Origin of the sequence: uncultured Winogradskyella sp. (assembly GCF_947495255.1) — a bacterium.
Classification (GTDB): Bacteria; Bacteroidota; Bacteroidia; order Flavobacteriales; family Flavobacteriaceae; genus Winogradskyella.
Genome location: NZ_CANLYI010000001.1, coordinates 230,357 through 245,657, shown reverse-complemented (window position 1 = coordinate 245,657; position 15,301 = coordinate 230,357). Strand labels below are relative to the sequence as shown.

Sequence of the window (15,301 nt, the reverse complement as noted above, 5' to 3'; positions counted from 1 at the left end):
TATTAAATTAGAAGTTTAATATTTTATATGAAGACATTTAAACTCTTGTTTCTTTTATCAATTTTTGGACTACAGTCTTGTGAAACTCAGACCAATAAAATTAATGGTGTAAGCTTTGTTGCTTCAAGAGATATTATTGACGAGTCACATGTAAATCCTGTGGTTAAGGTCAATGCCAATTTTGCTGCAGTAATGCCATTTGGTTTTATTAAAAACTTAGACCATCCTGAGATTAATCATAATACAGACAGACAATGGTTTGGTGAAACTAAACCAGGATCAAAACAATATATTGAAGAGCTTAGAAAGAAAGGTATTAAAGTAATGATTAAGCCTCAAATTTGGGTTTGGAAAGGTGAATTTACAGGTCTTATTAAAATGTCTACTGAAGAGAACTGGAAAGCATTAGAAGATTCTTATACCAGTTTTATCTTAGAATACACCAAATTGGCTCAAGAAGTAAATGCCGAAATTCTTTGTATAGGTACAGAATTAGAATTGTTTGTAAAGCATAGACCGCAATATTGGACAGATTTAATAAAAGAAATAAAAACCATTTATTCTGGTAAACTCACTTATGCCGCAAATTGGGATGAGTTTAAACGTACACCTTTTTGGGAGCAATTAGATTATATTGGAATAGATGCGTATTTCCCTGTTAGCAATCAAAAAACGCCAACTTATGAAGAATGTATAGAAGGTTGGAAAGCGCATAAACCGATTATTACAAAATTGTCAGAGACTTATAATAAGCCTGTTTTGTTCACGGAATATGGTTATAGAAGTGTAGATTTTTCAGGCAGAGAACCTTGGGTTTCAGACATAGCAATGGATGTGGTTAATCTCGATGCTCAAGTCAATACAACTAAAGCATTATTTGAAACCTTTTGGAAAGAACCATGGTTTGCTGGTGGTTTTATTTGGAAATGGTTTCATAAACATGATGAAGTAGGAGGTGAAAATAATTCAAGATTTACACCACAGAACAAACCTGCGGAAGACGTAATAAGGCAATATTATAAAAAGGAAGAATGAAAAAATTAAAGTACATTTTAGTCTCACTTTTGTTATCATCTTGCTCAACTGATGATGCTAATACTTTAATTAATCAATCTGAATCTTTAATAAATTATATCGAAGAACGTACTGTTGAGAACGGAGCCGTTATAGCTTGTGCTGGCAATACCATTGACAATACAGACATAATTGAAATTTTCTTTTATCCAAAAGATGGTGCAACCAATTATAGGTTATACGAAACAAGTTCTAGTGACATTAATCCCAATGATTTTATAAATTACAATCGCTTATTTCTAGATGATGTCGCTGTGTTTAATGGTTATTTACGAAAGTTTGTAGGTGATTTTGATTCAGAACGCTGGTTTATTGTCTCTTTTCAAATAGGTGATGAGATTAAATTATCTAACCCAATACGAATTAAAAACCTGACGCAGTCTACGTTATATTCAAATCAGATTAATATAAATCAGGAAGAAGCACAAATGCCTTTTTTTAGCTGGAATGTGAATTCGGAAGTCAATAATGCCATCTTTTTTGAAGTATTATCTACAATTGATGATGATTTAATATCAGGAACTTATACTTTTGAAACTCAATTTCAATATTACGATACATCCAACGTCGTTTTAAATATTACTAACGGAACACCTCCTAACTTAGTTTTGGGTGAAGATTACAAAATGACAATAATGGATGTGAGTGCTGATAATTGGATAAACGAAATATTTGTTTCTCAATTTACAATAGAATGAACCGCATTATTATCCTGATTTTCTTAAGCTTTTGTACTTCTGTTTTTTCGCAAAATAAAGTCGCTGACCTTAAGATTCAAGGGAATAAAAAATTAAAGTCTTCATTTGTAAAAAAAATCTCCAATATTAAATCAGGTGTTGCATTAGATTCTTCTGTAATAGAAGAGGATATAAGACTCCTTAAACTGTTGCCATCTATTGCACATGCGTATTATCAGGTTTTTCCAACTGATGTATCAAACGAATTCAATGTTTTTTACAATATAGAAGAGAACTTTACAATAATACCCTCAGTAAATGTTTATACCACAAATAATGATGAATTTGCATACCGATTAGGATTGTATGAATTCAATTTATTAGGTCAGAATATGATCTTCGGAGGCTTTTACCAAAAGGATGTTTATAGTTCTTATGCTGTGAATTTTAGAGCACCATATTTGTTTAGTAGGTCTTTAGGTTTGGCTATAAATTACCAAGATTTAACCACCCAAGAACCTGTTTTTTTTGATGGTACAACGGCAGATTATAGATATAACAATGAATCATTCGAGATTTTAGGTCTTTATCAATTAAATTTTTCTAACCGTTTTGAGCTTGGTGTAAATTATTTTACAGAAGATTACCAATATAAATTTGGAGCAACAAACCCAAATGTACCTCAAGAATTAGTGGTGAAGAAGATGCTCTATAAACTCGTTTATGAGTACAATAATCTCAATTATGATTATCAGTATATTGAAGGTTTTAGAAGTCTGTTTAATTTTCAATATGTACATTCTAGAGATGATGCCAGACTGCCTGGTTTTTTAATTGGGTGGAACGACTTTCAATACTTTAAACGCTTTGGGCTAAAAGGTAATTGGGCAAGTAGATTAAGGTTAGGTATTGCAACTAATAACGATACACCTTTTGCGCCTTTTTCTGTAGATAATAACGTTAATCTTAGAGGTGTCGGTAATACTATTGATAGAGGCACAGCTGCTATTGTTTTAAATACAGAATACCGTTATACGTTATGTGATAAGAATTGGTTTGCTCTGCAAGGAAATGCATTTGTAGATGCTGGATCTTGGAGAAATCCCGGAGGTGATTTTGGTGACTTTGGTCATTCTGAAAACATCCGTGTTTATCCAGGTTTAGGACTTCGTTTTATTCATAAAAAAATCTTCAATGCTATTTTTAGAATTGATTATGGTATAGGCATTACTCCAGATGCAACACAAGGTTTGGTTTTTGGTATTGGTCAGTATTTTTAGTGAAAAATTTCACTATCATTTATAAATAAATTAACGTATGCGTACACTAGTAATCGGAGATATTCACGGAGGATTTAAGGCCTTAACTCAACTTTTAGAAAGAGCTGGTGTGGCAAAAGATGATACATTAATATTTCTTGGTGATTATGTTGATGGTTGGAGTGAATCTGCACAAGTTATTCAATATTTAATTGACCTTTCAAAGGTTAATAATTGTGTTTTCATAAAAGGTAATCACGATGCTTGGTGTGAGCAATGGTTAGCTTCAGGCTTTGTAAATGATGTTTGGTTTCAACATGGTGGAAAAGAAACAATAGAGAGTTATAATGGTTTTTCTGAAGATGATAAAAAAGCACATCTTAATTTCTTTGAGGATATGGAGATGTATCATATAGATGCTAAAAACCGATTGTTTGTGCATGCAGGTTTTACTTCTATGCATGGTGTAGAAAAAGAATATAATGTACAGATATTCTATTTTGATAGGACACTTTGGGAAATGGCATTCACAATGGATAAACGTATTAAGAAAGATTCAAGCTTATATCCAAATAGGTTAAAACACTATTCTGAAATTTATATTGGTCACACACCAACACTTAATTATAATAGAACGGAACCAATGAATGCTGTAAATGTTTGGGACATAGATACAGGAGCTGCTTTTAACGGCCGTTTGTCTGCTATTGATGTTAATACTAAAGAAGTTTTTCAGAGTGATAGAGTTATGGATTTATATCCCAATGAGAATGGTAGGAATAAGAATTAATAGTGGTTATTTTATTAGAATTTAGAATGAACGACAAGAAATCTTAACAAACATTTTTTTTGTAATACGCGAATAAATCTTCAGCAGAAGCTCCAAACCACTGCTTTATATAAATAGTCCAGAAATGGTATTGAAGTTTCCAAACTCCATTTTTCCTGTAAAGTCGAGCTGAGGTTTTAAGTTTTTTATTAATAACAACGTATTGGTTGCGAGTATAGAGTTGGTTAATTAATATGTTGTCTTCGTATATGATGTAACTTTCATCATAACCACCTATTTCATCAAATAGTTCTTTGGTTATAAACTGACTTTGATCTCCTCCACGACAAGCTCGCCAAGAAAATTGTGTTAACCAACTTGCTAGACGTAACCACCAATGATTACTATCAAATTGCATTCTAAAACAGCCAGCTTTATTGTCTTTTTTCACTTCACTAATAATAAGTTGGTCAAAATGTTGAGGAGGAATAGAATCTGCATGCAAAAAGTATAAAATATTTCCTTTGGCATGTTTTGCACCAAGATTCAGTTGTTTTGCTCTGCCTTTATTAGAATTAATGAGTTGTACGTTAGTTTGAGTGAAATTCCTTTTTTCGAATTTTGTATCGATAAGATATTTATTAGCTTCTCGATACGATTCTTCACGTTGTTCAGAATCACTCGAAGTGACAATATCATCGACAATCTCTAAAGTACCATCCGAGCTTCCGCCATCAACCACAATAATTTCAGAAATGTTTTTGGTATCAGAATTATCAATAAGGTAGCTTAATAATGTACCTATACTTTCAACTTCATTATAAACAGGAATAATTATACTAATCATATACTTATTTTACGAAATACTAGAGGTTACAGTTTTAATCATTCAAATTCCAATTGTAATCTTTAAAACTTTTCTTAGCTGAAGATGAAATTTCAATATCAGAATACTGATTAAGAAAATCAATTAAGTCACCATCTTGCTCAAAATCCTTTTTAAACCATTTAAATATTTTTGAAAGCTTAATGCTATTTTCCAAAAGTTCATTTTTAGACGTATCTGCTAAAAACTCTTTTGTAGCATTAGTTAATTGTATATCTAAGCTTGAAGCTGTAAATGCTGTATTCTGAAGCTTAGGACATGATACGGAAGCGCAAACGATAGCAAAATGTATTCTTGGTTCATTCATCTTTCTAAGAATCTCGTGTTCAATATCATTTAGGTTTTGCCACTTGTCCCCAAATTGCCACAATCGCTGGTCCCAAGGGGCTTTAATATCTTTAATACTTTTTGTTGGGTAGTTCCTTAAGATTAAGTCTATCGTTAAAGCGTTATAAGCGTTAATCCAGTAGGCAAGTTGGTCCTCTTTTGTCCAATCATCCTTTGGTTGATAGGTTTTAAGTAAGTCAATGTAAGTCTTAAGCTTTTTATAATCGCTTTTAAAACCACTATAATCTACGTTGCCTTCTGTTGTAACGTTCTTTTTAAGTAATTCATTAAATATGTTATGGTCAAAAGCTTCGGTGTAAATGATTTCTGTTGTTACCGTAATTCCATCATCACTTATTGTTCCATCTTCTCCTAAACTAACTTTAACAGTGTTGGTCTCTGTAGTCTTTTCTAAGTTGTCTTCAGAAGGTTGAATAACGTCGCTTTTAATGCCAGAATTAGTAACTGTTTCAATATTAGATTTTGAATTAGTTTGCGAAGGTTTTTGTATGCCACAACACGAAGATGTGAAGATAAAAGTTAAAATTAAGACGGATACGTATTTCATTTTAGATTGTGTTTTCTACAATATAAGTACCACTGAAAAAAATTTATTGTTTCTTTAAAGGATACAATTCTTGACTTATAAAATCTTTGGGGAAATTTTCATCGCCTTCAAAACCGAGTTCGATATCTCTACCATCGTGTGGTATATAATTGGTTTTAAAGATGTAATCCCAAATACTTAAAGTAAGTCCGAAGTTGACACCAAACCTTACATCTTTAGGTAATTCTTTAACATGATGCCAAATGTGCATTTTAGGATTGTTAAAAATGTATTTTAAAAAACCATAGTCCCAACCCAAGTTAGCATGGTTGAGATGACCAACCGCAATGCTAAAGAAATAAACAATAGCAACATCTTGCGCGTCAAAACCACCAATAATAGCAATAGGAATATAGAGTATAGATTTATAAACTACAGGTTCCATCCAGTGGTAACGTAAGTGCGCGGCAAAGCCCATTTCTTTTACCGAATGATGTACTTTGTGGAAATTCCATAACCACTCAAAACGGTGTAAAAGACGATGCGTATTCCATTGCACAAAATCCGAAACAATAAAAAAGATAAATAGTCCCAACCATTTTGGTAAATCATCAACATCAAAGAGTTGAAAACTTGAAACAGATAAGCCAACCCATCCTAAAAGGTCATTAAAAAATGTAGAAACGGTATTAGAGAGCGCAATGAAAACAATAAGATTCAATAGAAAGAAATTGAAAAACATGTAAAAGGTATCTAACCAAAAATCTTTTCGAAATAAGGCTTGCTCTTTTCGCCAAGGAAATGCAATTTCTAAAATCCAGACTAAAACAGAAATAAGAATAAGACCATAAAAAAAGTTATCCCAATGATTGAGGTCAATGAGTTCGTATTTGAGATAATTCCAATATCCCGAATATGAGTTTTTTATGATGTCTATATACTTTTCCAAGTATTAAAGTTGTTTAATTAATGCTTTAAATAAAGTAATCATGTTTGGTTCAGCTTTTCCTGCCATGGCAATGATTTCAGAAATATCAACTGGTTTAAGATGGTTTGGGTCGCACTCATCCGTTAAAACAGAAACGGCTGCTACTTTTAAATTTAAGTGATTTGCCACAATAATTTCTGGTACAGTACTCATACCAACGGCATCTGCTCCTATAATTTTTAGCATTTTATATTCTGCTCTAGTTTCAAGTTGAGGCCCAACAACTGAAGCGTAAACACCTTTGTGTAAAGTGATGTTGTGTTCTTTGGCGATACTTTCAAATTTCGAATTAATCTCAGTATCATAAGGTGCACTCATATCTGTAAAGCGTTCGCCTAATTCTGAAACACCTTTAAAAGCTAAAGGCGAACCACCTTGTAAATTTAGATGGTCATCAATAAGCATTAATTCTCCTTTTTTGAAATCTAAATTTACTGCTCCTGCAGCATTAGAAACCAACAAAGTCTTGATGCCTAGTTTTTCCATTATTCTAACAGGGAATGTTACATCTTGTAAGGTGTAACCTTCATAAACATGAAAACGACCTTGCATTACAACAACTTTTTTACCTTCTAAAATGCCGTAAATTAGTTTTCCTTTATGAAACTCTACAGTTGCTGTTGGGAAATTAGGGATATGGTTATAACTTGCTTCTGCAATAATTTCTATTTCATCAATAAGTTGTCCTAAACCTGTACCTAAAATTATTCCGATTTCGGGTTGGTCAAAGCCTTTACTTTGTAAATATTCTGTGCTTTCTGTTATAAGTTTAATCATTGAGTTGTTGTATTTTTTCTTGAAGTTTTAAGTTCGAGTTATAAAAATCTGAAACAATTAAATCTTCATAAGTGTCTATATCATTTAACGTGTCTAAGGTACTAACAGTAACGTTGTTTTTGTGTAACTCTTGTAACGTTTCTTTTAATAAGTTAGGTTGACTCCATGGTTTATTGGTGAAAATAGATGTATTTGGTTGAGATAAACCAACCAAGTAATAACCACCATCTTCAGCAGGACCAAAAACAACATCGCTATTAGTTAAAGCTTTAAGACCTTTTACGATATGAGTAGAATTTATATCTGGTAAATCGGAACCAATTAAAACAATTCTTTTATAACCAGCAGCAAAACCGTCGTTAAATGCATTAAGCATGCGTTCACCTAAATCTATACCGTTTTGTACGGTTTTAAAATCATTCTGCCATTTTGTGTCAACCACTGCATTAGAAAAATATATGCGTTTGTCAATATCTAATCGTTCTATTGCTTTTTCGGTAATCTTAACTAATTCAGAATACACTTCAAAAGCACCAAAATCGCCAATAGTTTTTGCAAGTCTTGTTTTTACAGTTCCTAATTTTATGTTTTTCACAAACACAATTACAAGTGCATCAGTCATATATTTTATTTCCTTTTAAAAGCCATTTGCTCCATTCTTTAGAAAAGGTGTGCACATCATCTGTTTCACCTTCTGCATTATAAATTTTGAAGTCATTATTTTTCCATTCAAAAATACCACCAAATAAATTAAATACATTAGTGTAACCAGCCTTTTTAAGCTGTTCTGCGATGTCTTCTGAGCGAATACCTACGGAACAATATACTACAATAGTTGCTGATTTATCAGGAAGCAACTCTGTGGTGGTTTCTAAATTAAATTCGTCATAACCGACTTGTATAGCATCTTGTAAATGGCTCACATTAAATTCCGAAATTTCTCTGGCATCTAATAAAATAGCATCCGTTTTTGGCATTGCCAATTCTTCTACAGAAATATAAGGTACGCTCTCTTGATTATGTTTTTTTAAGAGTTTTTTTATACTCCCTTGGCTATTTCCGAAAAAGCCAAAAAGTAAAATGGATAGTAAAATGAGTTTTCGCATATCTGTTTAGTATTAATTGTTAGGCTAACCTTACAATAGTATTTGTTTTCCTTGTAATTGTTTTTCTACTTCTGGTAAAATCTCCATATTATCCCAAATACCAGAGACAATTGTTTTTGCATAAGATTCTGGTAAAAGTCCCTTTAGCATCAGTTGATTAGTAAGCTGGTAATTGTAATCTAACTTACGGAAATTAACTTCTATTGGTTTTTCTGAAGCTTCTAAAATAGCATACCAAACATTCGGTTTTCCATCATTTGCAGGCATGCCAATCACACCAGGATTTATCCAAATTTTATCTGAGTCTTCATCTAAAAATGGTAAACCACAATGACCTGCAACTATCGCGTCACTTTCGGTAGCTTCAAGGTTTTTAGATTTTATATTCCAAGGTGTTGATTTAAATATAAATTCTGAAACATTAAAATATGAACCATGTACGACAGTCACTTTTTGATTTCCAATTGTAAATTTTATACGATCAGGAATCGTTTCAAGAAAATCTAGAGAATCTTTTGATAATTTACTCTTAGCGTATGGATACCATTGCTGTGAAAAACTATCGCAACGAGAACCTTCTCTAAAGTCGCAACCACAATCATCTTCATCGTCTCGTAATTGTATTTCAACATTGCCAACAATACTTCTGGCATTCCAGTTTTTGAAAGTTTGAATGGTTTCTTCAGGTTGGGCACAATAGCCAATGATGTCACCAGTACAAATACAGTTTTCTGGCGGAATACCTTCAGATTCTGCGACATCAATTAATGCTTCAAGTGCTTGAAGGTTACTGTAAACACCACCAAAGAGCAGTACTTTACCTGTTAGTTCACCAATATCTGTTATCTTTTTATCCATTTCGGTATGAAATATAAAATATTACACGTTAAAATTCCCCAAATATTAATCCAAAGTAAATCTGCATACTTGCCTTTGGTGATTATTAACGCTTCAGGAAATGCATTAAATATTAATAGAAATCCAAATATGAGTCCTGCTATAACACTTAAATAAAAACTGATTTTGGGTACTTTAATATTCCAAAATAGAAAGATAGGTGTTAAACCGATAACCATAGTACCAGAAATTGTTGTGGCAGATAATATTTCTACGTTTAAAAAAATGGGCAAGGTGCCTAAGATAGCAATAGCTGCCATTGAGGCTCTGCCAAAAGTTAAATCATTTACCATGCCTAAATCAATGGATAATAATTTTGAGAATGATGAAAACGTGGAGTCTAATGTTGATGCTGCAGATGTAATCATTATAAAATTAATGACTAATAGAATGATAACACCAAAAGCTTTACCAACTTCTACTGCTGCTTGTCCTTTAAATCCTTGTGTTTGTGCGTAGATGCCAATAACACTAAATAGGATAATACAAATTGCGCCTAGTAAACTTGCCCACAAAAAACTTTTACGAGTAACTTTAGGTGAACTAATAAAGGCTCTATCTGTTAAAACAGGATCGTGAAAAGGATAACTTATAGACTGAATAATAGCTGCAAAAAATAAATTTAAACCTAACTCAAAACTCCAAGTACCAGATGTAGCAACATCCTTAACACTAAATGAGTCTATTGAGAAGATATTCCATAAAATTACAATTAATAAAACACCAAATAATACCATCTGAATAACGTCTGTAAAAATAGAACTACTTAAGCCACCTTTAATAGCGTAAGCTAAAGTTAATATGGTAAATACTATAATGGCTTTGTAATAATTTGAGCTGCCTACTTCACCAAAATAACTCCCAATAACCATGGTATTACTCCAGACTTCATTAAATAAACGGATAGCAATTAAAATGGAGAAAACTGCCATGGCTCCTTTACCAAATTTTGTAGTTAAAAATTGATGAATACTTTTAAAACCACCAACAACTCTCATTTTGTAGATGAGCAAACCTGCTACCGCAAATGATAAATAATAACCAGCATAAGCTACACCACCAACAATACCAAAGCTTAAGCCTAAATTAGCTGCATTGGTAATACTCTTGGCAAATATCCAAGAAATTATAAGGCTTCCAGTTAACACCAAAGTGTTTGGTGATTTCTTGTTGTGAACCGCCTTAAAAAATTGGTCTGTTGTTTTAGCTAATGGAGAAAGTATAAAGAGTATTAAACTCGATGCTATAATTAAGGTCCATTGCCAGTCTATTATTTCCATATGCATTTATTCATTCCACCAAACTGGCACGTTTATACTATTATTGTCTGTTGTCATTGCAGCAACATTATAATTCTCAAAATTTAGAGCTTCTTCTTCTGCTGGATAAGGCATTCTTATTGGAATTAAACCATTATTTAAACTCGCAGAAATAGTTCTCAATTCAGGGAAACCTGTTCTTCTATAGTCTACCCAGCCTTCGTAACCATTAATAACATTGGCAATCCATTTTTGAGTTAAAATTTGTTCTATTGGATTTGAACCAAAAGCATTGTAAGCAGCAGGACCAGTTAAGTAATTAGCTGGTAGTTCTGTATTCCAATATTCAAAAGCTAGAGTGACACCTGTATTGTATAAGCTTTGTGCATCTGCAGAAATGATACCTTTTGCAGCAGCTTCTGCTAAAGAAAACTGAACTTCCCAAGCCGTAATAAAATTGGCATCTAAGGTTGAGGTGTCTTCTCGAAACGCAGTACTTGCTAAAGAATAATTAGCCAAAGCAATAGACGTTGAGGATGCGTCAATACCATTTATCAAGCCATTAAACTCATTGGCAGTTGAATTAGAAAATGGTCGGAATAAACTTGAAAGTCGCGTGTCATTCAAACCGACTAAAATTGTTTCCATTGTTTCGGATAAAACAAAATTATTGAAATCACCAATGCGTAATTGTGCTAATCTAAAACTATTTGGGTCTGTGTTTGTAAAGTTGAAAATAGCATTCTCACTATTTGAAATAATGTAATCTCCTTCGTCATAAAGCGTTTGTAATGTATTTGAAACATCGACTTTATCAGCAATACGAACCAAATGTTTAATTTTTAAAGCATTTGCAAATTTAATCCAAGCTTGTAAATCGCCATTAAACAGAATATCGCCTTCTAACGGAATAGCATCAGAATAGGCTTCAATAGCAGCAATACCTTTGTTTAAATTGTCTAAAATTCCGTTGTCACCTAAGTAAATATCTTCTTGTAAGTCGTAAGCTGGTGTTACTGTACCATCAATGCCATTAAAAGCTTCAAAATAAGGAACATCTCCAAATAAATCGGTTAAGCCAGCTGCCATATATGCCTTAAGAATTAAAGCAGGACCTTCATAAACAGCAAAGGTTTCGACTGTTTGAGATTGGTTGAGTATAATTTCGTTATCTCTTAAGTTGGTATAAAATATAGGCCAAGGATTACCACCCAATTGAGGCGATTTTAGTGCATGTCTATCAAATAAATTAAAATCTAAAGCGGTTCTGTGTTGTGCTAATAAATCGCCAGCCACAAAACCTTCATAGCTCATGTTTTCTCCAAAATCATAAATAACTTGTCTAAGCAATAAACTCGGTTGTACAGAACTTGGTGCATTTGGATTAGTGTTTATATCCTCAAAATCTTTTGTACAACTTGTCGCTATGATTAGGCTTAAAATTGAAATCGTATATATAAATTTTTTCATCTTACTTTTTTAAAAATTAAATCCGGCTTTAAAACCAATACTTCGTGTTGTAGCATAACTCATGTCTTCAACACCACTTACAAAGCCATTGCCTTGAACGGCTAATTGTTCTGGGTCAAAATGTGGATTTTCAGTAATAGCAAATAAGTTGTTTCCAACTAAGGATAAATTTAAATCAGTACCTTCTTTTAAGCCTAAAAATCCTTCTTTAAAATTAAAGGTGTAACCAATAGAGCATTGTCGAAGTTTTAAAAAGGAAGCATCGTAAACATTATTTTCTTCATGGTTTCTGTCGTAGAATTGTCTGTAATAGCTCTCTGCAGTTATGGCAACTGTATTGGTTTGGCCAGAGTTTACATTAATACCTTGCGCAACAATACCAGCATCTGGTCTGTAACTGGTTTCGGCTAATTGACCACCAACGTTGCCTAAAGCACGTGTTCTAGATACAATTTCTCCACCTTGTCTCCAATCAAACAAAAAACTCATATTCCAGTTTTTGTAATTGAAGTTATTTCTCCAGCCAAGTGTGAAATCAGGATTATAATTCCCTAATTTTTTAAGATTATCATCTGCTATATAATTGCCATCATCATCAATTAAAAATTCACCATTTTCATTTTTTTGATAACCCGTTCCGTAGAAATCACCAACACGTCCACCTTCTTCTACTTGAAACCAAACCGTTTGGTTGGCACTGTCGTAAATTCTGCTATAGGCAAGTGTTAATCTACCATCGGCTTGCGGTAAATCTTTAATTACAGAACGATTCGTTGCGAAGTTAAAAGTGCTATTCCAATTAAAATTGTCGGTTTGTATGGGAGTAATTCCTAAAATAATTTCTACACCTTGAGTATTTACTTTTCCACCATTAATAACTTGTTGACTATAACCAGACGAAATGGCAACTGGTAAGGAGATGATTTGGTCTTTAGTATTGGCATTGTAATACGTAAAATCTAATCGCAATCTATTGTCTAAAAATCTTAAATCCGTACCAAATTCATAAGACGTTGTACTTTCTGGTTTTAAATTAGAATTAGGAATAAAATCTTGATTACTAAAAGTTGGTTGACTATTATAAGGTGTTTGTGATATAAAAGCACCAGAAGTTTGATATGCACTTGTGTCATTACCAACTTGGGCAACGCTAGCTCTAAGTTTTGCAAAAGAAATAGCATTAGGTAATTCTGTAATATTAGATAAAATAAAACTAGAAGATACAGATGGGTAGAAGAAAGACGTGCCATCTGCAGAGAATGGTGTTGCTAATGCACTAGACCAATCATTTCGTCCTGTAATATCTAAAAACAAATAATCCTTATATCCTAGTTTTGCAATACCATAAAAGGAGTTAATACGCTTTTCACTTTCAAACTGAAAAACTTCAATAGGCGAAGCAGCATTGTTAAGGCTATAAATACCAGGTTGTGCTAAACTAACGGTTTGAGATTGTTTTGTTGTTGCGGTTTGGTTAAGACGATTTCCGCCTAAATAAACATCTACAGAAAAGTCATTAAACTGATTGTTGTAGTTGATTAAAAAATCGGTATTAACTTCTCTAAACGTTACATCATGTTCTGCATACGCACCATTGCTAAAACGATTACTACTATATGAACGTTGTAATTGACGATTTTCTGTGCTGTAATCCATTCCTGTTCTTAAGGATACGCTTAAGTTTTTAGTAAGTTGATGTTTTAGAGATACATTACCAAAAATACGGTCGCGATTAAATGAGTTTGTGTTTTCATTTAATATGAAATAAGGATTGTCAAAAAACGTATAATTAAACGAATATTGCTGAGTGCCTTCTAAACCAGGTTGCCAATAGTTTTTCAAGTTTTCAACATTTAGAGAACGTGGTCCCCAAGCAACAAGCGAATAATTTGCATTTTCACTACCATAACCATTAGATGGTCTATTGTCACTATTTGAATTTATATAACTAATGGAAGTATTAATTTCTGTCTTGTCGGTAGGTTGAAAATTTAACTTTGCTGAAATGGTTTGTCGATCTAAATTAACACCAGGTATTATAGATTCACTTCTTAAATCTGTAAATGATAATCTATAGTTTCCGTTATTAAACCCATTAGAAACTGAAATGTTATTAATTGTCGTTGTACCAGTTTGGTAAAAATCTTTTAAGTTATCTGGATTAGATACAAAAGGTGTAGCTGCAATACTCAAGCCATCATAAAGTGCAGTGTCTCCACCTCTTACTAAAGAACCATTTGCGAGTTGTACAGGACTATCAAATTGTGGAATTAATAAACCAGTATCTAATCGTGGTCCCCAAGAATAAGTGATATTATCGTTAATTCCACCTCCAAGACCATCAACATATTCAAATTGACCAGAATTTCCTTGACCGTAAGAATTTTGAAAATCAGGTAATCTAAAAGCAGTATCGACAAAAAGAGAAGAGTTAATACTAATGCCTAAACCTTTTTTATTATTCCCGTTTTTTGTAGCAATAACAATAACACCATTAGAAGCCCTTGTGCCATACAAAGCAGCTGCACTAGGCCCTTTTAAAACCGTAACAGAAGCAATATCATCTGGGTTTACTTCCATGCCGCCATTTCCAAAATCAATTTCTTGAAATCCAGCAGCAGCTTCATTTGTAAAGTTAAAAACGGTTTCATTATTTATTGGTACACCATCAACCACAAATAAAGGATTGTTATTAGAAAAGGATGCTTCACCTCTAATGGTAATTTTAGAAGAAGACCCAACACCTGTTGCACCTTGTGTTACCGTAACACCAGCTATTTTACCTTGTAGATTGTCTAAAAAGTTAATGGTTTTAACTTCAGATAAACTTTTAGAAGAAATTGCCTGTACAGCATAACCCAATTCTTTGGTGTCGCGTTCTAAACCTAAGGCTGTAATAACCACTTCATCTAAAGCTGCAGAATCTTCCTGTAATGCAATATTGATTATCGTTTGATCTCCAACAGTAATAGTTTGTGATTTAAAACCTAAAAAAGAAAATGTAAGTTGTTCTGAGTCTGATGACACTATAATACTGTAAGTGCCATCATCAGTAGTTGTAGTCCCTTGGCCATTATGAGATGAAATATTTACAAACGGTAAAGGTGTTTTTAAAACGGCATCAGTAACCGTTCCGGTAATTGTAATTTGAGCATTACTAAAAAAGCAAATGCAGAGTAGTAAGCTTAAGTAAATGTACTTCATATCTAGTCCACAAGATGTGGCGATTTTTAAGATGTTGTTGATTGAATGAAAAAATCGCGGG

The 15,301-nt window shown here is 32.8% G+C and carries 14 protein-coding genes; 4 read left to right on the top strand and 10 right to left on the bottom strand.

The annotated features are described in order from the left end of the window. The first annotated feature begins 27 nt into the window (after positions 1–27). The 4 genes from Q0807_RS01080 to Q0807_RS01065 are packed head-to-tail and all read left to right on the top strand — an operon-like array spanning position 28 to position 3,800. Positions 28–1,035 carry a glycoside hydrolase gene (locus Q0807_RS01080; RefSeq protein WP_299105357.1) on the top strand — a complete coding sequence of 336 codons (1,008 nt, stop codon included), beginning with the start codon at positions 28–30 and terminating at the stop codon, positions 1,033–1,035. After that, on the top strand, positions 1,032–1,772 hold the full coding sequence (locus tag Q0807_RS01075) for a hypothetical protein (RefSeq protein ID WP_299105354.1): 741 nt from the start codon (positions 1,032–1,034) through the stop codon (positions 1,770–1,772). Before Q0807_RS01080 ends, Q0807_RS01075 begins: the two co-directional genes overlap by 4 nt. Beyond that, positions 1,769–3,031 carry a POTRA domain-containing protein gene (locus tag Q0807_RS01070; protein WP_299105351.1) on the top strand — a complete coding sequence of 421 codons (1,263 nt, stop codon included), beginning with the start codon at positions 1,769–1,771 and terminating at the stop codon, positions 3,029–3,031. The genes Q0807_RS01075 and Q0807_RS01070 overlap by 4 nt, the downstream gene beginning before the upstream one ends. A 37-nt stretch (positions 3,032–3,068) precedes the next feature. Then, entirely contained in the window at positions 3,069–3,800 is a 732-nt protein-coding gene (locus Q0807_RS01065) for a metallophosphoesterase family protein (protein WP_299105348.1), read from the top strand. 43 nt (positions 3,801–3,843) lie between these two features. On the opposite strand, the gene Q0807_RS01060 is transcribed toward Q0807_RS01065, so the two are convergent. Genes Q0807_RS01060 through Q0807_RS01015 form a run of 10 tightly spaced genes read right to left on the bottom strand, consistent with a single transcriptional unit; the run spans position 3,844 to position 15,240 of the window. Next, complete coding sequence (locus tag Q0807_RS01060) at positions 3,844–4,626, bottom strand: TIGR04283 family arsenosugar biosynthesis glycosyltransferase (protein ID WP_299105345.1); 783 nt, start codon at positions 4,624–4,626, stop codon at positions 3,844–3,846. A gap of 34 nt (positions 4,627–4,660) precedes the next feature. Further along, the gene (locus Q0807_RS01055) at positions 4,661–5,560 is read right to left on the bottom strand and encodes a DUF547 domain-containing protein (RefSeq protein WP_299105342.1); all 900 of its coding nucleotides are present in this window, start codon (positions 5,558–5,560) and stop codon (positions 4,661–4,663) included. Positions 5,561–5,603: 43 nt separating this feature from the next. Continuing rightward, a complete protein-coding gene (locus Q0807_RS01050; RefSeq protein WP_299105340.1) occupies positions 5,604–6,488 on the bottom strand; it encodes a sterol desaturase family protein in 885 nt (294 codons plus the stop codon). Between the two features lie 3 nt (positions 6,489–6,491). Continuing rightward, complete coding sequence (locus Q0807_RS01045; protein WP_299105338.1) at positions 6,492–7,304, bottom strand: purine-nucleoside phosphorylase; 813 nt, start codon at positions 7,302–7,304, stop codon at positions 6,492–6,494. After that, entirely contained in the window at positions 7,297–7,926 is a 630-nt protein-coding gene (locus tag Q0807_RS01040) for a TIGR04282 family arsenosugar biosynthesis glycosyltransferase (RefSeq protein WP_299105336.1), read from the bottom strand. Before Q0807_RS01040 ends, Q0807_RS01045 begins: the two co-directional genes overlap by 8 nt. After that, positions 7,919–8,410 carry a rhodanese-like domain-containing protein gene (locus tag Q0807_RS01035; protein ID WP_299105332.1) on the bottom strand — a complete coding sequence of 164 codons (492 nt, stop codon included), beginning with the start codon at positions 8,408–8,410 and terminating at the stop codon, positions 7,919–7,921. The genes Q0807_RS01040 and Q0807_RS01035 overlap by 8 nt, the downstream gene beginning before the upstream one ends. A gap of 30 nt (positions 8,411–8,440) precedes the next feature. Next, complete coding sequence (locus Q0807_RS01030; RefSeq protein ID WP_299105330.1) at positions 8,441–9,268, bottom strand: metallophosphoesterase family protein; 828 nt, start codon at positions 9,266–9,268, stop codon at positions 8,441–8,443. After that, a complete protein-coding gene (locus Q0807_RS01025; RefSeq protein WP_299105328.1) occupies positions 9,253–10,587 on the bottom strand; it encodes a sodium:solute symporter in 1,335 nt (444 codons plus the stop codon). The genes Q0807_RS01030 and Q0807_RS01025 overlap by 16 nt, the downstream gene beginning before the upstream one ends. A 6-nt stretch (positions 10,588–10,593) precedes the next feature. Next, on the bottom strand, positions 10,594–12,036 hold the full coding sequence (locus Q0807_RS01020; protein ID WP_299105326.1) for a SusD/RagB family nutrient-binding outer membrane lipoprotein: 1,443 nt from the start codon (positions 12,034–12,036) through the stop codon (positions 10,594–10,596). A 9-nt stretch (positions 12,037–12,045) separates the two neighbouring features. After that, complete coding sequence (locus tag Q0807_RS01015; RefSeq protein WP_299105324.1) at positions 12,046–15,240, bottom strand: SusC/RagA family TonB-linked outer membrane protein; 3,195 nt, start codon at positions 15,238–15,240, stop codon at positions 12,046–12,048. Positions 15,241–15,301 lie beyond the last annotated feature (61 nt).